The sequence below is a fragment of the Pseudomonas palmensis genome, assembly GCF_049942755.1.
Classification (GTDB): domain Bacteria; phylum Pseudomonadota; class Gammaproteobacteria; order Pseudomonadales; family Pseudomonadaceae; genus Aquipseudomonas; species Aquipseudomonas palmensis.
The window spans coordinates 4,226,814-4,250,129 of record NZ_CP187958.1 but is presented as its reverse complement, the minus strand read 5'-3'; the positions used below and the strand labels follow the sequence as shown (position 1 = coordinate 4,250,129).

At 65.6% G+C, this 23,316-nt stretch carries 15 protein-coding genes and 1 pseudogene; 6 read left to right on the top strand and 10 right to left on the bottom strand.

What is annotated here, in order from left to right:
* Nucleotides 1–7: 7 nt before the first annotated feature.
* Nucleotides 8–1,441, top strand: a complete 1,434-nt coding sequence (locus ACPRTJ_RS19680) for an FAD/NAD(P)-binding protein (RefSeq protein ID WP_426427211.1) — start codon at nucleotides 8–10, stop codon at nucleotides 1,439–1,441.
* Between the two features lie 8 nt (nucleotides 1,442–1,449).
* Here the strand turns inward: ACPRTJ_RS19680 and ACPRTJ_RS19675 are convergent, their stop codons facing one another.
* The 9 genes from ACPRTJ_RS19675 to ACPRTJ_RS19635 form a co-directional block, all read right to left on the bottom strand.
* Complete coding sequence (locus tag ACPRTJ_RS19675; protein ID WP_058541278.1) at nucleotides 1,450–1,701, bottom strand: response regulator transcription factor; 252 nt, start codon at nucleotides 1,699–1,701, stop codon at nucleotides 1,450–1,452.
* A gap of 42 nt (nucleotides 1,702–1,743) precedes the next feature.
* Complete coding sequence (locus ACPRTJ_RS19670; protein WP_426427209.1) at nucleotides 1,744–2,454, bottom strand: sulfite exporter TauE/SafE family protein; 711 nt, start codon at nucleotides 2,452–2,454, stop codon at nucleotides 1,744–1,746.
* 158 nt (nucleotides 2,455–2,612) lie between these two features.
* A complete protein-coding gene (locus ACPRTJ_RS19665; RefSeq protein ID WP_235593703.1) occupies nucleotides 2,613–3,560 on the bottom strand; it encodes a LysR family transcriptional regulator in 948 nt (315 codons plus the stop codon).
* Between the two features lie 237 nt (nucleotides 3,561–3,797).
* On the bottom strand, nucleotides 3,798–4,124 hold the full coding sequence (locus tag ACPRTJ_RS19660) for a DUF3325 domain-containing protein (RefSeq protein WP_278929723.1): 327 nt from the start codon (nucleotides 4,122–4,124) through the stop codon (nucleotides 3,798–3,800).
* Between the two features lies 1 nt (nucleotide 4,125).
* Nucleotides 4,126–5,649 (bottom strand): PepSY-associated TM helix domain-containing protein, encoded by a 1,524-nt coding sequence (locus ACPRTJ_RS19655; protein ID WP_426427207.1) that lies wholly within the window; start codon nucleotides 5,647–5,649, stop codon nucleotides 4,126–4,128.
* A gap of 1 nt (nucleotide 5,650) precedes the next feature.
* Nucleotides 5,651–5,935, bottom strand: coding sequence for an iron transporter (locus ACPRTJ_RS19650; protein WP_426427205.1), 285 nt, complete (start codon nucleotides 5,933–5,935; stop codon nucleotides 5,651–5,653).
* On the bottom strand, nucleotides 5,935–7,296 hold the full coding sequence (locus tag ACPRTJ_RS19645) for a sensor histidine kinase (RefSeq protein ID WP_426427204.1): 1,362 nt from the start codon (nucleotides 7,294–7,296) through the stop codon (nucleotides 5,935–5,937). Before ACPRTJ_RS19645 ends, ACPRTJ_RS19650 begins: the two co-directional genes overlap by 1 nt.
* Nucleotides 7,293–8,003 (bottom strand): response regulator transcription factor, encoded by a 711-nt coding sequence (locus ACPRTJ_RS19640; RefSeq protein WP_043861154.1) that lies wholly within the window; start codon nucleotides 8,001–8,003, stop codon nucleotides 7,293–7,295. The genes ACPRTJ_RS19645 and ACPRTJ_RS19640 overlap by 4 nt, the downstream gene beginning before the upstream one ends.
* Nucleotides 8,004–8,108: 105 nt before the next feature.
* Nucleotides 8,109–10,325 carry a TonB-dependent siderophore receptor gene (locus tag ACPRTJ_RS19635; RefSeq protein WP_426427203.1) on the bottom strand — a complete coding sequence of 739 codons (2,217 nt, stop codon included), beginning with the start codon at nucleotides 10,323–10,325 and terminating at the stop codon, nucleotides 8,109–8,111.
* Between the two features lie 333 nt (nucleotides 10,326–10,658).
* On the opposite strand from ACPRTJ_RS19635, the pseudogene ACPRTJ_RS19630 reads away from it, so the two are divergent.
* From ACPRTJ_RS19630 to ACPRTJ_RS19620, 3 genes and pseudogenes are all read left to right on the top strand, one after another.
* Nucleotides 10,659–11,942 (top strand): annotated as a pseudogene (locus tag ACPRTJ_RS19630) (chemotaxis protein); the annotation flags it as partial.
* Nucleotides 11,943–12,092: 150 nt separating this feature from the next.
* Nucleotides 12,093–12,848: a methyl-accepting chemotaxis protein gene (locus ACPRTJ_RS19625; RefSeq protein ID WP_370409154.1), complete on the top strand. Its 756-nt coding sequence runs from the start codon at nucleotides 12,093–12,095 to the stop codon at nucleotides 12,846–12,848.
* A 198-nt stretch (nucleotides 12,849–13,046) separates the two neighbouring features.
* On the top strand, nucleotides 13,047–14,198 hold the full coding sequence (locus tag ACPRTJ_RS19620) for a cysteine desulfurase family protein (RefSeq protein ID WP_088515202.1): 1,152 nt from the start codon (nucleotides 13,047–13,049) through the stop codon (nucleotides 14,196–14,198).
* Nucleotides 14,199–14,304: 106 nt separating this feature from the next.
* Here ACPRTJ_RS19620 and ACPRTJ_RS19615 read toward each other — a convergent pair whose 3' ends face one another.
* The gene (locus ACPRTJ_RS19615; protein WP_043861150.1) at nucleotides 14,305–15,684 is read right to left on the bottom strand and encodes an amino acid permease; all 1,380 of its coding nucleotides are present in this window, start codon (nucleotides 15,682–15,684) and stop codon (nucleotides 14,305–14,307) included.
* Between the two features lie 531 nt (nucleotides 15,685–16,215).
* Here ACPRTJ_RS19615 and ACPRTJ_RS19610 point away from each other — a divergent pair.
* Both ACPRTJ_RS19610 and ACPRTJ_RS19605 read left to right on the top strand, forming a co-directional pair.
* Nucleotides 16,216–16,620 carry a hypothetical protein gene (locus tag ACPRTJ_RS19610; RefSeq protein ID WP_043861149.1) on the top strand — a complete coding sequence of 135 codons (405 nt, stop codon included), beginning with the start codon at nucleotides 16,216–16,218 and terminating at the stop codon, nucleotides 16,618–16,620.
* Nucleotides 16,621–16,713: 93 nt separating this feature from the next.
* Nucleotides 16,714–23,295, top strand: coding sequence for an SDR family NAD(P)-dependent oxidoreductase (locus tag ACPRTJ_RS19605; protein WP_426427202.1), 6,582 nt, complete (start codon nucleotides 16,714–16,716; stop codon nucleotides 23,293–23,295).
* Nucleotides 23,296–23,316: the final 21 nt, after the last annotated feature.

Genomic DNA, 23,316 nt, shown 5'->3' with positions numbered 1-23,316 from the left:
TGCCTGAATGAAAATCGCAATTGTGGGCGCTGGATGCAGCGCCGTTCTGCTCTGCAAGGAACTGGCACGCCAGGGGCATGACGCAGCGGTGTCGGAAATCACCGTGTACGAAACCACCGGCCACTTCGGCCCGGGGCTACCCTACGGCCAGGCCACCACGACACCGGAGTTCATTCTGAACATGGCCACTTCCACCCTGGGCACGGACGTCGAACATGCCTATGGGTTCCTGAAATGGCTCAAGGCCCAGCCTGGTTGCGAAACCACCGACCTGAACGACTATGTCAGCCGCCGGCAGATGGGCCAGTACCTGGTCAAGGAGCTGGAGCTTGCCCGTCACACCCTGGCCCGGTTCAACATCCGATTGCGAACCCTCGCGCAAACCGTCATCGACGTGAAGGCCGAGCACCCCGGTTACACCGTGACCACCGCACAGGGCGATGAACGCTTCGACAACGTGGTGCTAGCGGTCGGGCACTTGAAGAAGCAGACGCCCTACCCCGACCTGGCGCACTACTACGCCAACCCCTATCACGATCTGGAGCGCCTGAAGACGCAGGTCAGACCGGGGGCCACCGTCGGCATCCTGGGCACCAAGCTGACCGCAGTGGACATGGCCCTCATGCTCAGCGGGCTGGGCGCCGGACATGTCGCGATCTACTCCAATTCGGGGCGTATCCCGCTGGTGCGCGGGGCCGTGCTCGACAACCCGGTGGGCACGCAGCGACGCTTGCCAGAGCGCGTCTCGATCAGTGGCTTCCTGAACAGCTTTCGCCGCATGCGCAGCTTCAGCGCCGAGTACAAGGGCCTGTTTGCACCGCTGGAACCGCTGGAACGCCTGCAGCGGGAGATCCAGGCGGCGGCCCATGTGCGTGACTGGCAGATCTGGCTGGACGCCACCAAGACCTGGATCGACGAGTTCTGGACACGGCTGGACAACGTGCAGAAGCGTCGCTTCCAGCGCAAGTACCAGGGCCTGTGGATGTCCTATCGCCACCCCATGCCGCTGGACAATGCACTCAAGCTCGAAGCGCTGATCAAGGCAGGCCGGGTATCCATTCACCGCGGCTACAAAGCCACCCGCGCGGATGCGCAAGGCAACATCCTGATCGACCTCAGCGGGCAGACCCTGAGCGTCGACTACGCCATCGACGCCACCGGTTTTGCCGGCAACCTGGCGCGGCTGGACTCACCGCTGATAGAAAACCTGCTCGACCGCGGCCTGATCCGGCAGAACAGCCACGGCGGCATCGCGATCAACCCTACCACCCACCTGATCGATGGGCAGCGGGGGGTGTATGCGATCGGGCCATTGACCCAGGGCTCGCTGTTCTATGTGTCAGCGATCGAACGCCTGGCGGTGCACGCGCGCAACCTGGTCACTCACCTGATGACCAACAACAGCCGCGTGCAACCGTCGTTGTCGAGCCTGCAGCAATAGGCATCTGCTCACGACAGCAGGCCCAGCGCGAACGCGCGGGCCACCGCTGCCGTGCGGTTCTTGCCGCCGAGCTTGGCCACCGCATTCTTGGTGTGGAACTTGACGGTGTTGACCGAAATGCTCAGCGCCAGCGCCACCTCCTTGCAGTTCTTGCCGGCGGCATAGTGCTTCAAGGCCTCGCGCTCGCGTGCGGTCAGCCTGTCGTCGCCAGGGCTTGCAGAGGGGTCGAGGTGATCACTGTCCAGCGGGGTATGCGACATGACTCATTCTTCCTTAAAGAGTAAGTGCATCAGCAGTGCTATTCAGCCGATGAGGTTGGGTACCGAGGAAATCAGCAGCGAAATGCCGGAGACCGTGAGCAGGCTCAGCACGACGCGGCGAAACTGCACGTCGCTGATGCCGATATACAGGCGTGTGCCGAGGAACGTCGGAATCAGCATCGCCGGCGCGACAATGGCGAAGTACGGCAGCATCTCGCGCGTGGCAATGCCGGTACTGAGGTAGGTGCCCATGGTGACCAGCAGCATGGACAGGTTGAAGTTCTGGATAATCGAGCGCTGCACGTCGCGGTCGTACCCCTTGAGGGTGCACCACAGGGTCGGCACAGTGCCGGTGAAACCGCCCAGCCCGCCCATGATGCCGCCGGCCATGCCGATCACACCGTCGGCGATCTTGCCCTCGGCAGTGATTTTCGGCAGGTTCTTGGCAAACAGCATGGCTGGGCACCAACTTACCAGCAGGGTGCCCAGAATGGCCTTGAACCAGTTCATGTCCAAGCTGGGCAGCAGCGCGACGCCGAGTGGGATGCCGGCCAGGCCGCCAAGCACGAAGGGCAGCAGGCGCTGCATGTTGAAGCCCCGGCGTACCGAAATGGCCGCCACCACCTGGCCGGTCAGCGCCCCGAACACCGCCAGTGTGGCAGCCAGCTTCGGGTCGAGTACCCAGGCCCAGAACGACATGGCCACCAGGCCGAATGCAAAACCCGAGAGCCCCTGAACAAAGCCGGCCACCATTGCTCCGACCGTTACAATCAAATAAACCGTAAGCACCTGATATCCCCCTTTCCCTGGCACACCCTCATGGTGCGCCTGGCGGGAAGTATGGTACCGGGTCTGTAAAGTTGGAAATTTGAATCCTGTATCAGCCTATAAAACAATGTTATTGCGACACTTCAATCTGTCGTGACCAGCCACTGTTCATTGACCGGTGACGTCGATAAAACAGCAACTTTTGCGGCGCGTTTGAGTGCCCGTGCAAAGAGCGCCTGTTCGACCGCATTGGCACCATTGATACGCTGAAACAGGCTCATGGGTGACAGCCGCCAGCCAAGGCGATGGCGCACCCTGCCGACATTGCACAAACGCACGAGCTCTTCGGCAACATCTGCCGGCACGATGGCCACGGCCTGCTCGTTGGTTGCCACCAGCTCACCGATGAACCTGGACGACAAGCTCTCGACCATGGGTGAAGGGGGGGTGATGCCGGCATTGAGGAAGAAGTCGATGAGTTGCTCGCGGATCGGCGTCTGGCGTGGGCCGAGTACCCAGTCCAGGCGAGCCAGTGCCTGCAGGTCGAGTGGCCGCTGGTTGAGGTGCATCGCCAGGCGTTCGTGGGCAATCAGCCGGGGTTCCTGGTGATACAGCACCTCGTGTTGCAGATCGGGCACGTCCGGCAGCGCGGACGTGCGGCCGATCACGCAGTCGAGTTCGTGGGCCTGCAGGCGCTCCAGCAGGTGGGCGCTGGAGCCCTCGTGCAAGGTCACCGATATGCGCTTGCCGCAGGAGCGGGTCTGGTTGATGGCGGTGGCCAGCAGGCGCCCGGGTAGAAACGGTATGACGCCCACGTTCAAGTGTGCTGCGCGACCCTGGGTCATGGCTTCGATGTCCATCGCCCAGTGATCGAGGTCGGCCAGCATCCCCCTGGAGCGGGCGACGATCAGGTTGCCCAGTTCAGTGGGCAGCATGCCGCGCGGTGAGCGTACAAAAAGGGGGGCGCTGAACAGGCTTTCGAGGTCGGCGAGGATCTGAGTGATCGCCGGTTGGCTGGTGGACAGCCGCAGCGCAACCTGGGTCAGCGAGCCATGCGCCTGAATGGCCTGAAGCACCAGCAGGTGTTTCATTTTCAGGCGGCTGGCAAGTCGTCGTGACAATGAGGTTTCAAAGGGTAAGCGAGTCCTTTCGGTTTTCATACAATTCCATCATAAGAAAGTTATTATCCGTTCTATGCAGAACGTACACGCCCGTATGAGGTTAGTACGAAACACGCGCAATGATTGGCCGCAATTAAAACTTCCCAATTATTTAAATTGCACACTTCCCGACACTGTTTGCAGGTATAAGTTCGCCACAAAAAACCGTCAAGCCAACACTACCCCTACCCCCCATATCGGTAAAACGCCCAGCAACCACACCGCCAGACGCGGCCAGTACGGCAACAGCATCGCCACCCCGAACCCGGCCAGTGAAATACCGCCAAACCAGGCTACCGGCCCCATCGCCCAGCCCCAGGCCACGCCACTGACCCACAGGCTGATGGCCAGCGCCGACCAGCCCGCCGACCGCAGGGCCACCCTCAACCAGGGTGCAGGTGCCCTGCCCCACACCTGCTTGTAGTGCCGCTCCAGCCCCAGGCACAACGCCAACATGCCCACATAGGCAAACACCACCGCGCCGATCATCAGCATGTCATTGTCCCTCCACCGCTACCGTCGCACGCTTGCGCGCAGGTTTTTCTTCACGCGGCGCCACGCAGCGCCATGCCGCATACGCCAGCAACCCACCCAGCACCACGCTGGTGGCCTCCAGCACGCGGTGCGCCGGGTCGTGCTGCGCGGTCAACGCGCCCAGCACCGGCAGGCCGATGCACAGTACCGCGGCCAGCCCCAGCTGCTCGGCCCAGGCGCGCTGCGCCGGGCGCAAACCGGCATGCAGCAGCGACAGCAACCACACCGCGAAGAACGCCTTGACCTCCCAGTTGGCCCGCTGCGCCAGCTCCACCGGCAGCAGGCGGTTGGCCCACAGCAAGCCTGCGCAGGCCAGCATCAGGCCGGCGACGAACGCCACGTTGAAGCTCTCGGCCACCTTGTACCAACGCTGCGCCGACACCGAGGCACTGGCGTACTTGCGCCGGCGCTTGACGCAGAACAGCACCAGCCCGGTGCCGATCATCGCGGTGCTGACCAACGCACACACGAAGTACAGCCAGCGCATCGGATAGCCGCCGAACTGCGCGAAGTGCAGCCCCGCCATCACCCGCTGGGTGAGCACGGCAGGCCGCATGTCGGGCACATCGCGCAGCAGCTCGCCGCTGACGCCGTCGAACACCATGGCCTGCCCCTTGCTCAGGGCGATGCGATAGCCCAGGGTCGGGCGCACCTCGATCCGCGCGGCCGCCGTACCGGGGTTGGAGATACCGATACTGCTGATGGCGCCCAGCCGCTCTTGCGCGCTGGCCAATACCGGGGCCAGGTCCACCAGCGCGGCTGGCTGCTTGAGCGCCGCGCGCTGCGTGAGCAGACGCTGCTCGCCCTGGGCCTTGTAGTACGCCTGGTTGTCACCCTCGAACAGCGCATCCACCGCCGCCGGCATGTAGATCAGCAAAAAAATCACCAGCCCGGTGTAGGTGATCATCAGGTGAAACGGCAACAGCAGCACCGCGCTGGCGTTGTGAAAATCCAGCCACGAGCGCTGGCCCTTGCCGGGGCGGAAGGTGAAGAACTCCTTGAAGATCTTCTTGTGGATCACGATGCCGCTGACCAGCCCCACCAGCATCACGATCGCCAGGGCGCCGACCACGAAGATGCCCCAGTTGCGCGGCAGGTTCAGGGTGAAGTGAAAGCGGAAGAAGAAGCTGCCGCCGGCCGTTTCGCGCACCTCGATCGGCTCGCCGGTATGCGGGTCGAGCGGGGTGCCGCCACCGCGTCGACGCTCGCCGGACGCTACCTGCAAACCGGGCGAACGCGCATCCGGCAGGCTGATGTTCCAGTTGCTGGCGCCCGGTGCATGCTGGGTCAGGTAGGCCAGCCCGCGTTGCGCGGCCTGCAACTGGGTGAGGTCGTGGCTGCGCACCTCGGGGCGCATCCAGTTGTCGATTTCGCTGTCGAACACCGCCAGCGTACCGGTGGCGAATATCGCGAACAGCAGCCAGCCGAAGATCAAGCCGGCCCAGGTGTGCAGCCACGCCATGGATTGGGTGAAGGTATTTTTCATCTCACAGGCTCCACAACTGCGGCCAGAAGCCGACCGCCGCCAACGGCACCGCCAGCGCCGCCGGCCACCACGCACGCAGGGCATCGCGACTGGCGAAGGCCCACAGGAACGCGCAGGTGTAGAACGCAAAGGACGGCAGGCTGGCCACGATCACCGCATCCACCGCAGGCATTGGCAGCACACGGGCCAGAAAAGCCGTGGCCGCATAGCTGAATGCATAGCCGCCCAGCATGGCGGCTGCCACGCGCGACACAATCAACAACCAGACCGGTCGGGTGTTGCTCATCAGGTTTCTCCTTGTGCTGCCGCTGGCAGGCGCAGGTTCACGCGCAGGCCCGGCTTGAGGTTCTGTGCCCATACCTGGCCGCCCTGCAACTGCACCCGGCAACGGGCGATCGTCAGGCCCAGGCCGAAGCCGTCGCCGCCCGGGCGTGCGGCGTCGAGTCGGGTAAAAGGTTGGAAGATGGTCTCCAGCGCAGCCTCGGCCACGCCGGGGCCCTGGTCGTCGATCCACAGGTGCCAGCAATCGCCATCGCGCCGGCCGCCCAGGCGCACCTGCCCGTTGGCAGGCGAATGGCGGATGGCATTGCGCACGATGTTTTCCATCGCCTGGGCCAGGCCGTTGAGGTGGCCGCGCACCAGGCAGTCTTCGGTGAGCGCCATGGGCAGTTGCCCCTCGCGCCAGCCGGACTCGAAACAGGCGTTCTCGCGTACCACCTCCCACAGGGTCTGCACCTCGACCGTGTCCAGCGCCAGTTGCGGGCGCTCGGTGCCGAGCCACACCAGCTCCAGGGTGTCGTCGACCAGCTGGCGCATGCACTGCACCTCGCGGGTCAGGCGCTCGCGCAACACGTCATCGTCGGGCTCGTTTTCGGCGGCCATGTGCAGGCGCGTCAACGGCGTGCGCAACTCGTGGGACAGGTCGGCGAGCAGGCGCTGCTGCAGCGACACGGTCTTTTCGAGGCGCTCGGCCATGTGGTCGAAGGCCCGCCCCAGATCGCCCAGTTCGTCGCTACGCCGGGAAATCGCCGGGTCGACCCGGGTGTCCAGACGGTCGGCACGCAGGGCATTGGCCTGGGCGCGCAGGTGCGCCAGCGGGCCGATCAGCACGCGATACAGCAGAAAACCCGCCAGCAGTGCCAACAGCGCCGGCAGCAGCCCGTGGATCAGCAGTTGCACCAGCAGCGGACGCATCGACGGCATGAAGCGCTCGGGCAACTGGATCACCAGCCTGCCGGCCTGGGGCGCCTCGGGGAACGGCACGCTGATCGCCGGCAGCTCGGGGGAGCGCTTGCTCATGGGCCAGTCGAGCTCGCGCATGAACGTCACGTACTTCTGCTGCTCATCGGTCAGCGTCTGGCTGCTCAACGAGCGCAGGTCGCTGCCCATCACCAGCGCCCAGCCCGGCTCGCGGATCTTCAGGTCGGCCAGCCACCGGTCGACGCCTGGCGTACCGCCGCTGCGCCACGCCGCGTGGGCCTCCACGGCGTAGCCCTTGAGCACCTGGCGCGCCTCCTCGCTCAGGTGATAGCTCCTGCGCTCCAGGTGCGCACCGCCCGAGCGGCTGAACCAGATGATCGACAGGCACAGCACCACCAGCAGCGCGCACAGTTTCCACAGCAGCGAGTGACGTCCGGGCAAGCTCATGCCGGCACCTGTGTCAGCACGTAGCCCTTGCCCCATACCGTGGCCAGGCGGCCGGCATAGCCGATGGCGGCCAGCTTGCGGCGCACGTGGCTGACGTGCATGTCCAGCACGCGGTCCTGCTGGGAGAACGGCCTGTGCAGCACCTGCTGGTAGAGGAACGGCTTGCTCAGCACTTCCTCGGGGTGCGCCAGCAGCACTTGCATCAGGCGGTACTCGATGGGGGTGAAGCTGGCCACCGCGGTGCCCAGCTGCATGTCCTGGCGCATGTCCTTGCGCAGCGCCGCCGGCTCGCCCTGCGCGCCTTCCGGCGCGGCCCGCTCATAGGCGACCCGGCGCAGTACCGCATCGATGCGCACGTCCATCTCGTTCATGCTGAACGGCTTGGGCAGGTAGTCGTCGGCGCCCTGGCTGAAGCCGACGATGCGGTCCTGCTCGGCACCCAGTGCCGACATCAGGATCACCGGCACCATGAACCGCTCGCGCAATTCACCCAGCAGTTGCAGGCCGTCGCGACCGGGCAGGAGGATGTCCATGAGGATCAGGTCGAAGGCCGTCCAGGCCTGCAGGTCGGTGCTGTCGTCCACGCCATGACTGACGCTCACATCGAAACCGCGGCGACGCAGGTGCTGTTCCAGATGGGCCGCCAGCAGCGGATCGTCCTCGACGGCCAGAATCTTCGTGGCAGGTTGTGCTGATAGATAACTCACGCTTCACCTTGGGTAGTACGGGTGTAGAGGGCCTGAAAACACAAAAAGCCGCCCCGGGCCGATCGATGCGCGATCGACCCGGGGCAGCCTGTAGGCAATGGCGGCTCAGAACGAGATGTTCAGTGCCGCGAACAGCGCCCGGCCCGGCTGGTTGTAGGTGTTGGCGCCCGAACTGCTGGCGTTGCCACCCCGGTGGATCTGCTTGTCGAACACGTTGTTCACGCCAAAGCGCACGTCGTAGTTCTTGGTGATCTTGTAGCCGGTGCTCACATCGACCAGGCCGTAGGCTTCGACGTCCTGCTGGGCATCCAGGTCGTAGTTCTGCTGGGTGCGGTAGTTGTAGGTCGGCGACTTCTGCTTGCCGAAGTAGGTACCGGCGACCTGGAACGACAGCTTGTCGGTGGCACGCCAGTCCAGGGTGCTGTTGACCGTGTACTTGGGAATCACGCTCAGCGGCTCGCCGGTGTCGCGGTTGTCGTTGTTGAGCATCAGGGTGAGGTTGGTGTTCCAGTCCAGCGACGGGGTCAGCTCGACGAAGAAGTTGCCTTCCACCCCTTCCACCAGTGCCTTGCCGGCGTTTTCCCACTGGGTCACGCGGCGACCGCTGTTGATGTCGTAGATCACGTCGGTGCCACCGATGATCTTGTTCTTGTAGTCGTTGCGAAAGTACGTCGCGCTGGTGCGCCAGGTGCCACGGTCGTAGAGCAGGCCGATTTCCTTGTTGACGCTGGTTTCGGGGTCGAGGTTGGGGTTGCCCTGCAGGTAGCAGCCACCGTTGTTGGTCTGCTGGGTGCTGCAACCGTTGCCCCGGCTGTAGAGCAGGTAGTTGGGGTTGGCCTGGTACAGGTTCGGGGTCTTGTAGGCCCGTGCGATACCGCCCTTGACGGTGAGGTCGTCGGTGAGCTTGTGCGCCACGTTCAGGCTCGGGCTGTAGTTGTCGCCGAACTCTTCGTGGTGATCCAGGCGCAGGCCCGGGGTGATGGTGGTGTCGCCGATCACGATGTTGTCTTCGGCGAACAGGGCGAAGCTCTTGGCCGACATCTTCGAGTCGCTGCGATCGAAGCCTGCGATTTCATTGCCGGCACCACCGCTGGGGTCGAAGCTTTGCGGGCGCAGCGAGCCCTTGTCATTGAGCACTTCGTACAAGTACTCGCCACCCAGGGTCAGCACATGTTCGCTGCTGTCGAGGCTGAACGGCAGGTTCACTTCGCTGGACAGGCGCGTGTTGCGCAGGCGCGACATGTCGGCACCGGTGTCGTTGATCGAGCCTTCCGGGCCACCGGCCAGGCCTTCGTTGAGGCGCCAGTTGCGCACGTATTCATACGACAGCGACGACTTGGTCGAGCCCCACTGGAAGTCGCCCAGGTGCGTGAGGTCGTAGGTGCTGCGTTGCATCACGTTGGTTTCGTGGCCGTACAGGCTGGAGATGCGCTCCACGTCACCGCCGCCGTTGCTGTTCATGGTGTCGCCGGCGTAGATGTTGCCCTGGCGGCTGTAGCCGCTGCCCAGCTCCAGGCGGTGCTCATCGTTCAGGCGCCAGCTGAGCAGGCCGTTGATGTCCTTGTTTCGCACGCCTTCGCGGCCGGCCACCAGCGCGCTGTTGGCGCTCTTGGCGTTGATGTCCAGGTCATCGGCGTCGGTCTTGGCCAGGCCGCCATACACACGGAACGCCAGGTCGTCGGTGAGGCCGCCGCTGAGGCTGAAGTTGGTGCGCTTGCTGGCGCCTTCGGCGTGGTCTTCGGGCAGCGTGGTGAACAGGCTGACGTTGCCCTGCAGCTCCTGGGTGGGGCGCTTGGTGATGATGTTGACCACCCCGCCCATGGCGCCGGAGCCATAGCGTGCAGCAGCCGGGCCGCGCAGGATCTCGATGCGCTCTACCGCCTCGGCCGGTACCCAGTTGGTTTCGCCACGGGTGTCGCGGTCGCCGTTCCAGCCGTAGCGCACTGCGTTGCGGGCGCTGGAGGGCTTGCCGTCGATCAGGATCAGGGTGTTTTCCGGGCCCATGCCGCGCAGGTCGATCTGGCGGTTGTTGCCGCGCGCGCCGCTGGCGCTGTTGCCGGTGAGGTTGACCCCCGGTTCGCGACGGATGATGTCGGACAGGTCGTTGGCGGGCGGGTGACGCTTGATGTCCTCGGCGGTGATGATCGAAGAGCCCAGTGCCTGCTTGGCTTCCTGTTCGGCGGTGACCATGGTGTTCTGGATCACCAGGGTGTTCTCGCCGTTCTGCTCGTCATCGGCCTGGGCCGAGGTGGCAATCAGGGCCGGCGATGACAGGGCGACAAAGGCCCAGGCCAGGCTGTTGGGGGTACTTCTGGACTGCATTTCACGTCTCCGTCACATCAAGCACAAGGGCAGCCTGCACGGCAGGGTTGCCACAAAGAGACGCCAAATATAATGATTCTCAAATGGGTTTAAATCTTATTTACGAAATTTACATATGGTTTCGCCTGGGCTGATAACCAATCTGTCTAATTTAATAAACAAACCATCACTCATCACCCACGAAAAAACGGAAACATCGGCAATTTTGCGTTTTATCTGCGAGCACCCCGCATCAAAGTGGAAATATTAATTGACACTTGTCTGTCAATTTTCTTATGGTCCGTGCCTCCTGTATGCCATCACTGCGCCACCCGTGCCGAGTACCGCCCAACGATGCCCACCCGCGATCCAGAGCGGGCCGTTGCTGCTCGACACCGTGAAATCAAGGACCTGATCATGTTGCTGCGTCGCCTGCGAATTCAATGGAAGATCACCTTGCTGGCGGGCCTGTGCCTGCTGGCCGTCGTGGTGGTGCTGATGGTGGCGACACGGGTGCAGTCCTCGCGCAGCGCCACGCTGGTGAGCAGCGCCAGCACCCAGATGCTCGACCAGAACGCGCGCCTGCGCCTGCACACCTACGCGCAGCTGCAGGCGGCGCAGATCCAGCGCTACTTCCAGAGCGCCTACCTGTACGGCAACGGTTTTGCAGACCTGGTGATGTACCTGCGCGCCCAGGGCAATGGCGACCTGCGCCAGGCCCTGACCCGCGAAACCGAACGGGCGCTGGGCAACAACCCCGAACTGCTCGGGCTGTACCTGGTGTTCCTGCCCGATGCGCTGGACGGCAAGGACGCGGCCTTCGTCAACCAGGCCGGCGCGGGCAGCAACGAGGCCGGACGGTTCTCGTTGTACTGGTCGCAGCCCAGCCCCGGCACCCTGGAGCGCGAGGCGATGCCTGAATCGATGCTCGCCGACACCAGCGTGTCGGCCAATGGCTCGGTCTCCAACCGCTGGCTGACCTGCACCCTGGAGAGCGGTGACACCTGCATGGTGGAGCCCTACTTCGACACCGTGGGCGACCGCACCCCGCTGACCACCAGCATCTCCATCCCGCTCAAGCACAACGGCAAGCTGATCGGCGTGCTGGGTGTGGACATCAGCCTGGACAACCTGCAGCTGCTGAGCCTGGAGGGGCGCAAGGACCTGTTCGACGGCAACGGGCAGGTGAGCATCGTCAGCGCGACCGGCCTGCTGGCCGGGCACAGCGAGGACAGCGGCCAGTTGAGCAAGCACTTCGAGCAGGTGTTCGGCACCGACTCCAGGGCCCTGGCCGAACAGATGCGTGCCGGCAAGGCGGCCGAATTCAACGACAACGGCCTGCTACAGGTGAGCCAGTCGTTCGCCCCGGTGCCCGGTGCCCAGCCGTGGAGCGTGCTGCTGGAGGTGCCCGAGCGGGTGCTGCGTGCGCCGGCCGTGGAACTCAACAATCGCCTGGACACCTACAATGCCAGCGCCAACCTCGGCAGCCTGTTGATGGCACTGGTGGCCGCGGTGGTGGGGTTGCTGGTGATCTGGCTGACCGCGCGCGGCGTGACCCGCCCGATACTGGACGTGGCGGCGATGCTCAAGGACATCGCCAGTGGCGAGGGCGACCTGACCCGGCGCCTGGAGTATGCGGGCAAGGACGAGCTGGGTGAGCTGGCGGGCTGGTTCAACCGGTTTCTCGACAAGCTGCAGCCGGTGATTGCCGACGTGAAGGCCTCGGTGCACGACGCACGCGGCACCGCCGACCAGTCGGCGGCACTGGCCAGCCAGACCAGCGCCGGCATGCATCAGCAGTACCGCGAGGTGGACCAGGTGGCGACGGCGTCGCACGAGATGAGCGCGACTGCGCAGGATGTGGCGCGCAACGCCGCGCAGGCCGCCGAGGCTGCGCGCGGCGCCGACCATGCCAGCCGCGAAGGCCTGGAGCTTATTGGCGACACCACCCGCGCCATCGAACAACTGGCCGGCGAGATGACCACCAGCATGCAGGAGGTGGAACACCTGGCCACGCGCAGCGAGCAGATCGGCTCGGTGCTGGACGTGATCCGTTCGATTGCCGGGCAGACCAACCTGCTGGCATTGAATGCCGCCATCGAGGCAGCGCGGGCGGGGGAAGCCGGGCGCGGCTTTGCGGTGGTGGCCGATGAAGTGCGCAACCTGGCCAAGCGCACCCAGGACTCGGTGGACGAGATTCGCGTCGATATAGAAGGGTTGCAGCAAGGCACCCGCGAGGTGGTGGAGGCCATGCACAACAGCCACCGCCAGGCGCAGGACAGCGCGGCGCGTGTGGAGCAGGCATTGCCGGCCCTGCAGCGCATTGGCGATGCGGTGGCGGTGATCACCGACATGAACCTGCAGATCGCTTCGGCGGCGGAGGAACAGAGTGCCGTGGCCGAGGAAGTGAACCGCAACGTGGCGAGCATTCGCGACGTGACCGAATCGTTGTCCGGGCAAGCCGAGGAATCGGCGCAGATCAGCCAGACACTCAACCGGCTGGCCAATCATCAGCAGGGGCTGATGGCGATGTTCAGGGTGTGATGCGGTTGGCGAGGCGCAACGGTTTAGGCATGAATACGGTCGGCGGCGCGCCATAACGAAAAAAATACTAACTCTTTGGATTCAAATAGAAGATTTTTTCTACAAACACCAAACAAACCGAACAACAGTCAAAAATTTTCTCCGTCATCGTCGGTAGGCTACCTACCTGCCCTTCACGTGCACAAAAAGACGATGACCATGCCAGAACTACCGCTGTACCTCGACTACGCCGCTACTACTCCGGTCGATGACCGGGTGATCGAAGCCATGCTGGCCTGCCTCGGCCGCCAGGGCAATTTCGGCAACCCCGCCTCCACTGGCCACGGCTATGGCCAGGCCGCCCGACAGGCCGTGGACCACGCGCGCCAGCAAGTGGCCGACCGGGTTGGCGCTACCGCAGACGCCCTTGTATGGACCTCGGGCGCCACCGAGTCCAACAACCTGGCCCTCAAAGGCATTGCCCAGGGCCAGCCTGGGCGCCGTCACCTGATCACCAGTTGCCTGGAGCACAAGGCGGTGATCGACACCGCCCATGAACTGGAGCGCCAGGGCCACACGGTCACCTGGCTCAAGCCCGATGCACAGGGGCTGATCCAGCCCGAGGCCGTGCAGGCGGCCTTGCGCGAGGACACCGCACTGGTGTCGTTGATGTGGGTGAACAACGAACTCGGCACCCTCACCGACATTGCCCGCATCGGCGACATCGTGCGCGAACACGGCGCACTGCTGCACGTGGACGCGGCGCAGGCGGTGGGCAAGGTGGCCATCGACCTGGGCACGCTGGCGGTCGACCTGATGTCGTTTTCGGCGCACAAGGTCTATGGGCCCAAAGGCATCGGTGCGCTCTACGTCGGCCCGCGTGCGCGCCCCGTGCTGCAGGCGCAGATGCATGGCGGCGGGCACGAGGGCGGTATGCGCTCGGGTACGCTGGCCACGCATCAGATTGTGGGCATGGGCGCGGCGTTCGAGCTGGCGGGCGTGCAAGGTGATGCGCAAAGCATGCGCATCGAGCAACTGAGCCAGCGCCTGCGTGAAGGCTTGCTGGCCCTGCCGGGCGTGACCCTGAATGGGTGCGCGCAGCAGCGTGTCCCGCACACCTTGAACCTTTGCATCAGCCGCAGCGGGTTCAACAGCGCGCAGGTGGCCGGCAGCCTGGCGCTGTCGTCGACCTCCGCGTGCAGCTCGGCCACCCAGGCCCCTTCGCATGTGCTGCTGGCACTGGGGCTGGATGCCGGCCAGGCGCTGAGCAGTGTGCGGGTGAGCGTGGGGCGGTACACCGAGATGGCAGATGTGGAGCGGGCAATCGAGGTGTTCAGGGCTGCGCTGCAGGCGCCGGCAGGGTTCTGGTAAAGCGGCCTGCAGGAGCCGGCCTTGCCGGCGATGGTGCGTACAGCACCCCTGGCCCGGCATGGCCGGGCATCGCCAGCAAGGCTGGCTCCTACACCCTTGCCACGGCTTACTCGGCTTGCACGTAAGCCGCCGGTTTGTCGGCCACCCGGTTGCGCTTCACGAAATAGGCCACCACCACCAGCACCGTGGTGGCCGCGATGAACCACAGTTGCAGGCGCGATGCCGGGTCGATGGCCTGGCTGCCGATCACGGCGAGCAGCGCAAGCAGTGCCACGACGTTGGCATAAGGGAAGAACCAGGCGCGGAAGGCCTTGGGGTCGACCGGTTCGTGACGGGTTTTCAGGCGCATGGCCAGGTGGGCAATGATGATGAAGATCCACACGATCATCACGAAGGTGCCGCTGCTCTTGGCCAGGGTCATGAACAGGTCGCCGCCGCTGAGAAAGTGCACGGTCAGAATCGTCAGGCAGATGCACAGGCTGAGCAGCAAGGCATTGAGCGGCACGCCCTTGGCCGTGGTGTGCGAGAACAGCTTGGGCGCATGCCCACGCTGGCTCAGGGAGAACAGCATGCGCGAGTTGGAGAACATGAACGAGTTCATCACCGACATGAACGAGACGAACAGCACGATCTTCATCGCCACCGCCGCGCCGCCGAACCCGGCCAGGGTGAACAGCGACACATAGGGCGACGCCAGGTTGGCCTTGTCGGTCCACGGCAGGCACAGGATCAGGATCGACACCGAGCCCACGTAGAACAGCATCACGCGCAGGATCACGCTCTTGATCGCGCGGATCACGTTGCGGCGCGGGTTCTCGGACTCGCCAGCCGCCACGGCGGCGATTTCACTGCCGCCCAGCGAGAAGATCACCACGATCACCCCCGCCATCACCGGCGACAGGCCATTGGGCATGAAGCCGTCGTGCGCGGTCAGGTTCACCAGGCCAGGGGACGGGATGTCGCTGTGCAGGCCGAGCAGTATCGACACGCCCAGCAGCATGAAGATGAGGATGGTGGCAACCTTCAGCGCGGCCAGCCAGTACTCCACTTCGGCGAACGACTTCACCGAGTAGGCGTTGCTCGCCATCAGGGTCACCAGCATGATGAACGCGCCCGCCCAGATCGGCAGCCAGGGCAGAAAATCATGCAGGATGGCGCCCAGCAGCACGGCCTCCAGGGTGATCGTCATCATCGACTTGAACCAGTACAGCCAGCCGACGGTAAAGCCGGCCCACTCGCCCAGGTACATGTTGGCGTAGGTGGAGAACGACCCCGCATCGGGGGTGCGGCAGGCCATCTCGCCAAGCATGAACATCACCAGGGTGACCACGATGCCGCCGATGAAATACGACAGGATCGCGGCGGGGCCGGCCGACGCGATCAGCGAGCCGGAGCCCATGAAAAGCCCGGCCCCGATCACGCCCCCCAGCGCGATCATGGTGATGTGACGTTGCTTCAGGCTCTGCTTGAGACTGTTGGATTGCATTTCCTTTACCTCTCTTATTATTGGGAGAAGACGGCAACGTTCTGCAGCGAGATGACGCGTCACGCTTGCAGAAGGCCGCTCCTCACGCAGGCATCGTCATGTGCCTGCGCCGCACGCTTCAGCCTTTTTCAGGCAATGGCTATCAGGGTGGCACCTTGGACGGCAAGGCCGGCTACCTCAAGCGATTTCTGCGCACAACATCCTGCATTTTTTTCCTGAGGGGCTGCAGCGGGTTTGTGGTAGGCGGCGAGCGAGTGGGCCCTGACGGTCATGTGCCGGCAGGGCTCGCAACTATCGGATAAATAAAACTTTATTCACCCGGTTATTACTTGATAACTTCACCTGCCGTGAAGCGGTTGATAACGTTTTAAGTCTCGCGCCCTAAGTAGTACGACTCTCGACCCGGCTCCCCTTCTTTGGTATTCCCCCACCGCGGCTTGCTTGACACACAAGTACCGCCCTCGCAATGCTTGCCCCCAGCAAAACCCCACGATGAATAACAACAATAACAATTGAACAAGGAGTTCGCCGATGCTTGGCTACTATGCGCAATACAGTAGTGTGTACATCACCACCCTGATGATCGTGACCACGCTGTTCTTCGCCCTGCCGATCTTCATTGCGCCACTCACCTGGGCGCGCCTGATGCAATGGACCATCCCGGAACATACCCACCTGGCCATCTATTTCGGCCGCTGCCTGGGCGCGTTCATTCTGGTGGTTGAAGTGGCCATGTTGCGCTCGGCCACCACCGGCACCAGTTTCAGTTATGCCTTCGACATACTCTTCGTGGTATTCACCCTGATGTTTGTGGTGCATGTCTATGGCGCGATAAAACGTATTCAGCCTATTACCGAAACACTGGAAATCGGCTTCTGGATGATTCTGTTCGTATTGAACATGCTGTTCTACCCCACCACCAGCATTACCCTTTAATACCTGACCCAGCCACTTGAAGGCTGACGCCACCGCGGCGTCGGCCTCTGTGTGCCTGCCCGTCGCCTGTCAACTTTTATTCAGGAATTGAAGATGCTCGATACCGAGGAAGCCCGTTCGCACGCCGCCTTGATGGATCTGGTGCGTCAACTGCTGGAGCAGGCGACCGGTGTCGAGGCCCACACCCTGTACAACGATGCGCCCTTCCACGAGATCGGCCTCACGTCGCTGGCCATCCTGAATTTCAACGAGCTGATCCAGCCCCTCTTCGCCGACCTGAACAAGACCCTGCTGTTCGACTGCCGCTGCATCCGCGACGTTGCCACGCACCTGCTGCGCGAGCATCCGCAGGCCAGCGCCAGCTACCTGCAGGGCCGCCCGCCCAGCCCGCCCCCACCAGCCGCAGGCGTCGAGGCCTGGCCCTCGATTGCCCCCCTGGCGCCGTGCAACGAGGAGCCCGCTGGCGATATCGCCATTGTCGGCCTGCATGGCCGCTTCCCCGGTGCCGACGACCTGGATGCGCTGTGGCGCAACCTGCTGGCGGGTGTCGACTCGGTGAGCGAGATACCCGCCGAGCGCTGGCCGCTGGACGGTTTTTTCGCCGCGGGCACCGACGCCCGCAGCAGCGGCCTGAGCTATGCCAAATGGGGCGGTTTTCTACCCGATATCGATCGGTTCGATGCGCAGTTCTTCGCCATCGCCCCGCGTGAAGCCGCCTGCCTCGACCCGCAGGAGCGGCTGTTTCTCGAATGCGCCTGGCATGCCCTGGAAGACAGCGGCCACCTGGGCGAGCGCGGCCAGTTGCTGCGCGGCGCCCAGGGTGCGCTGGATGTCGGCGTGTTCGTCGGGATCACCAGCAACACCTACCCCCTGCTCGGCCCTGCCCTGTGGCAGGCCGGGCAACCGGCGATCCCCAGTGGCCTGCCGTGGTCGGTGGCCAACCGGGTGTCGTTCGCCCTGGACTTGTGCGGGCCGAGCCTGGCCATCGACACCGCCTGCTCGTCATCGCTCACGGCATTGCACAGCGCCATCGACAGCCTGCGCAAGGGCGAGTGCCGGGCAGCGCTGGTAGGTGCGGTCAACCTCTACACCCACCCCGCCAAGTACGTGCAGTTGTGCCAGCAGCACATGCTCTCGCCCACCGGACGTTGCCATGCGTTCGGCAGCGAGGCGGACGGCTTCGTGCCCGGTGAAGGGGTTGCGGCCGTGGTGCTCAAGCCGCTCGAGGTGGCCCGGCGCGACGGCGACCGGATACTGGCAGTGATCAAGGGCAGTGCGATCAACCACAGCGGGCGCACCAACGGCTACACCGTGCCCAGCGCCGGTGCCCAGGCCGCGCTGATCGAGCGGGCGCTGGCCGATGCCAGGGTACCGGCCGCCAGCATCAGCTACATCGAAGCCCACGGCACCGGCACGCGCCTGGGCGACCCCATCGAGTTGCAAGGGCTCAGGCAGGCACTGGGCGGGCAACACTCGGCGACCTGCCATGTCGGCTCGATCAAGGCCAATTTCGGCCACCTGGAAGCGGCCGCCGGCATGGCCGGGCTGAGCAAGGTGGTGCTCCAGTTGCAGCACCGGCGCCTGGCGCCGTCGCTGCATGCCAGGGTGCTGAACCCCGACGCCGGGCTCGAGCACAGCCACCTGCAGATCGTGCGTGACACGCGCGATTGGACCAGCGACAACGGCCCGCGCCGCGCCGGCATCAGCTCGTTCGGCGCTGGCGGCGCCAATGCCCATGTGATTGTCGAACAGGCCCCCGAACCCACACCGTCGAGCGCCAGCACGGGCCCGGCGGTGTACCCGCTGTCGGCGCGCAGCCAAGCGCAAGTGCGCGAACAGGCCACCGCCCTGCTGGCCTGGTTGCAACGCCACCCCGACGCATCGGCCAACCAGCTCGCCTACACCCTGCAATGCTGCCGCCCGGCGTTCGACCATCGCTTCGCGCTGGTAGCTGCCGACTTGACGCAGTTGCAGGCTGGCCTGGAGCGCTTCGTGCAATCGATGCCGGGGGGCTATCAGGGCCGGCTGCTGCCCGGCACACCAACGCGCGAGCTGAGCGCCAGCGCCCCCGATGAACTGGCAGCGGCCTGGGTAGACGGCACGCTCGCACGCTGGGGCCGCTTCTGGCCGCAGCCGCCCAGCCCACTGGCCGCGCCGCTCTACCCCTTTGCCAGGGACCGCTACTGGGTGCCGCGTGTGGCGTCGGCCGCGCCCCACGCCAGCACCCAGCTGCACCTGGATGCCGGCCAGTTCTTTCTGCGCGACCATGTGGTGCAGGGCCAGCCGGTGCTGCCCGCCGCCGCCTACATCGACTTGTGCTGCAACCAGGCGCGCCGCCACGGCCTGGACCTGCCGCTGACCCTGCACAAGCTGACCTGGGCCAGCCCGATCCGCGTCGAGCCCGGCCAGCAGCGCAGCATCGAATGCCGCAGCGAGCGCACCCACGACGGTGTGCGCCTGGCGTTCCAGCCGCTGCCGGCCAGTGACCCCACCCCCAGTTTTCGTGGCGAGTGCCGCGCCGTGCAGGTGCCCGCCGACAGCCTGCCAAGCCTGGCGCAGGTGCGCAGCGAGTGCACCCGGCCGCTGGCCCTCGACGCGCTGTACCCCACCCTCGAGCGCCTGGGCATCGCCTACGGCCCCACCCTGCGCTGCATTGCCGGCGCGTGGCTGGGCGAGCAACAGGCGCTGACCGAACTGCACTGGCGCCCCGAGCAGCGCCAGGGCGAACCGCTGAGCACGCTGGACCCGGCGTTGCTCGATGCGGTGCTGCAAAGCGCCTTCGTCACCGCCGCCCAGGGCAATGCACAGATCGACACCACCTTCGTGCCCTACGCCTGCCAGGCCCTGCACGGCTACCGGCCCTTGACCGAGCGCTGCTTCGTGCACGTGCGCCCGCGTGCTGCCCAGGGCAGCCAGATGCGCCTGTACGACTTCCGGGTGTTCGATGCAGACGGCCAGGTGCTGATGGACATCGAGGCCTTTGCCTTTCGCGAGTACCGCGTCGACCCCGAGCATGCCGTGCACCTGCTCGAACCCTACTGGCAGCACCAGCCCGCCGCCCCGGTCGCGCCCGGGCCGATGCCCACCACACTGCTGCTGTGCGACGACCCGCAAGCCTTCGCCCAGTTACCCTCGCAACTGCGTGACGCCGCCTGGCGACTGGTACCCGCGCAGCAGTTCCACTACACCTCACCACGCACCGTCGAGGCCGACCTGGGCGATGCGCGCCACATCGACCTGTTGCTGCGCCTGCTGACCAGCCAGCAGCAGGTACCCGCACGCCTGTTGATCGACCTGCGCAGCACCGGCAGCCAGGACGCCGGCCTGGGCGAAGGGCTGGACGCCGCCCTGGCCACCGCAGACCTGCTGCGCCACCTGTGCCAGGGCCAGAGCACCCCCGCGCTGCATACCCGGATCGTGCTGCACCCCGGCCCTGTCAGTGCCCTTGAAGGGCTGCTGCGCTCGGTGGTACAGGAGATCCCCAGCCTGAGCGCCAACCTGATCGAAACCAGCCACCAGCCCGGCAGCGCAGAGCGTGAAGCGCTGGCGCACGAACTGCTTGCGGCTGCGCAGCCCGGTGTCAACCGGGTATCGCTGTGCGAAGGGCAACGCCGCGTGGCGAGCCTGCGCTTTGTCACCCCGGGTGCCGGCACAGCGCCGACGCAACTGAGCGCCGGCGATGTGCTGGTGATCAGCGGCGGGCTGGGGGCCGTCGGCCGTGCACTGGGTGAAGCGCTGGCGAGCCTCGGCGGCCTGCGCCTGGCCGTGCTGGGCCGTCGCGCCCTCGATGCAGACGCTGCCCGATGGCTGGAGCGCCTCACGCACCTGGGCGCCGACGATGCCGCCTACTGGCAGGCCGACTGCGCCGATGCCGACTCGTTGCACACTGCCCTGGCCAGCATTCGCCAGCGCTATGGCGCCTGCCACGGGGTGATTCACTGTGCCGGGGTTCTGCAGGACGGGTTCTTCCTGCGGCAACCTGCCCAGGAGCGCGCCAGCGTACTCCAGGGCAAGACCCTGGCCGCCCGCCATCTGGATGCAGCCACCGCCGATGACCCGCTGAAACTGTTCATGGTGTGCTCGTCGCTGGCCGGGGTGTATGGCAATGTCGGGCAGAGCGCCTACGCGCTGGCCAACGCCTGGCTCGACCGCTTCGTGCAGGCCCGCCAGCAGCGCTGTGCCAGCGGCCAGCGCCAGGGCCGCTCGCTGTCGATTGCCTGGCCACTGTGGCAGACCGACAACGGCATGCAGGCCCCGGCGCCGGTGCGCCAATGGCTGGCTCGCCATGGCCTGGCCCTGTTGCCGAGCGATCAGGGGGTAGCCACGTTCCTGCGCTGCCTCGCCTTGGCGCAAGCGGTGTTGATCCCGGTGTGCGGCAAGCGCGACGCGGTTGCACGGTTGTTCGGCATCGAGGCGCCGCCTGCCCCGCCTGTGCAGGTCGCACCGCAGGCGGCCAGCGACGCGCCCTGCCTGCTCGACTACCTCACCCGTCAACTGGCCGAGGTGACGGCCACACCGCTGGACAAGGTCGACCCCGACACCTCGCTGGAGGTATTCGGCCTGGACTCGATCCTGGTGATGGAACTCAACGGCCGGCTTGAACAGCACTTCCCCACCCTGTCGAAGACCGTGCTGTTCGAAGTGCGCAGCCTGCGCGAGCTGGCCGCCCTGCTCGGCAACGAGCACCCGGCCGAAGTCGCCCGGCTGGCACCGGGCCCCGTGGTGGTCGAGCCGCCAGTACCCGCGCTGTCGGTGGTCACGCAGGGCACTGCCGACACCCAACGCCAGGACATCGCGATCATCGGCCTGGCCGGGCGCTACCCCGGCGCACGCGATGCCCAGGCGCTGTGGCAGCACCTGGCGGCCGGCGATGACCTGATCAGCGAAGTGACCTCGCGCTGGGAGCAACCGGGCGGCGACGACCAGCTGTATGCGCGCTGGGGCGGCCTGGTGGATGATTTCGACTGTTTCGACCCGCTGTTCTTCGGCATCTCGCCGCGCGACGCCGAGCGCATGGACCCGCAGGAGCGCCTGTTTCTGCAAACCGCCTGGCATGCCGTGGAAGACGCCGGCTACACCCCGCAGAGCCTGTGCGGGCCGCGCCAGCCGGGCGTGGAGCGACGCCGCGTGGGGGTGGTCGCGGGGGTGATGTACGGCGAGTACCAGTTCTATGGTGCGTCGAGCTGGCCCGCGCGGCCGGCGACCCTGACCAACTCCTCGTATGCCTCGATCGCCAACCGCGTGTCGTTCTGCCTGGACCTGGAAGGCCCCTCGTTCGCCGTCGACAGCATGTGTTCGTCGTCGCTCACCAGCCTGCACCTGGCCTGCGACCTGATTCGCAGCGGCAGTTGCGAGCTGGCCCTGGCCGGCGGGGTGAACCTGTCGCTGCACCCGTACAAGTACCGCATGCTGTGCGAGCTGAACTTCGCCTCCACCCAGGGCCAGTGCCGCAGCTTCGGCGCCGGCGGCGACGGCTACGTGCCGGGTGAAGGCGTGGGCGTGGTGCTGCTCAAGCCGCTGGCCCAGGCCCTGCGCGACGGCGACCACGTGTACGGGGTGATCCGTGGCAGCGAGCTCAACCATGGCGGGCGCACCTCGGGCTATACCGTGCCCAACGCCGAATCGCAGGCCCAGGTGATCGGCCGCGCCCTGCAGCGCTCGGGCCTGCCCGCCGCCAGGCTGGGCTATATCGAGGCCCACGGCACCGGCACCAGCCTGGGCGACCCGATCGAGATCCGTGGCCTGGGCAAGGCCCTGGCCGCCCAGGTACCCAGCGAGTGGCGCTGCCCCATCGGCTCGATCAAGGCCAATATCGGCCACCTGGAATCGGCCGCCGGCATGGCCGCGTTGACCAAGGTGCTGCTGCAGTTCAAGCACCGGCAACTGGCGCCGTCCATCCATGCCCAGCCGCTGAACCCGAACATCGATTTCAGCAACACGCCCTTCGTGGTGCAGCAGCGCCTGGCCGACTGGCCGGACCCTGCGGATGGCCTGCCACGGGTGGCCGCCATCAGTTCGTTCGGGGCCGGCGGCGCCAATGCCCATGTGCTGATCGAGGACGCCCTGCTGCAAGCGCCACCCGCGCCCACCGGCCCCCAGGCCTTTGTATTCAGCGCGCACAGCGCCGGGCAACTGCGCAGCTACCTGCAGCGCTTTGTCGACTGCCTGGAGCATGAACACGCCCTGGCACCGCAGCACCCCGAGCACTACCTGGGCCTGCGCTGCTTCACCACGCGGGATGTCGCCAGCACCCTGCTGCACGGGCGCCAGGCGTTCGAGCAAGCACGGTTGGCCGTGGTGGCCGACGACTTCGACGCGCTGCGCCGGCAGTTGAGCGAATGGTTGATGAGCCCGCCGGCCGACGACGCACGGGTGCTGCTCAGTGGCCCGGCCCCTGCGCCCGAGTGTGCGGCCCTGGCCCGCACCTGGCTCGATGCGCACCTGCCCGCGACGCCGCCAGCGGCGACCCAGGCGTGGCGAAAGGTGCCGCTGCCCGGCTATGAATTCTTGCGTCGTCGCTACTGGATCAGTACGCCGCCCACAGTGAGCAGCCCACCGCTGCCGGCGCCACCGCACGCTGCGCCCGCGGTGACGCCACAAGACATTCTCGACCGCCTGGCCCGCCGGGAAATCAGCCAGCAACAGGCCCGCGACCTGCTGCGTTCGATGCTCTGAATTCGCCTGTTTCCACCTTCA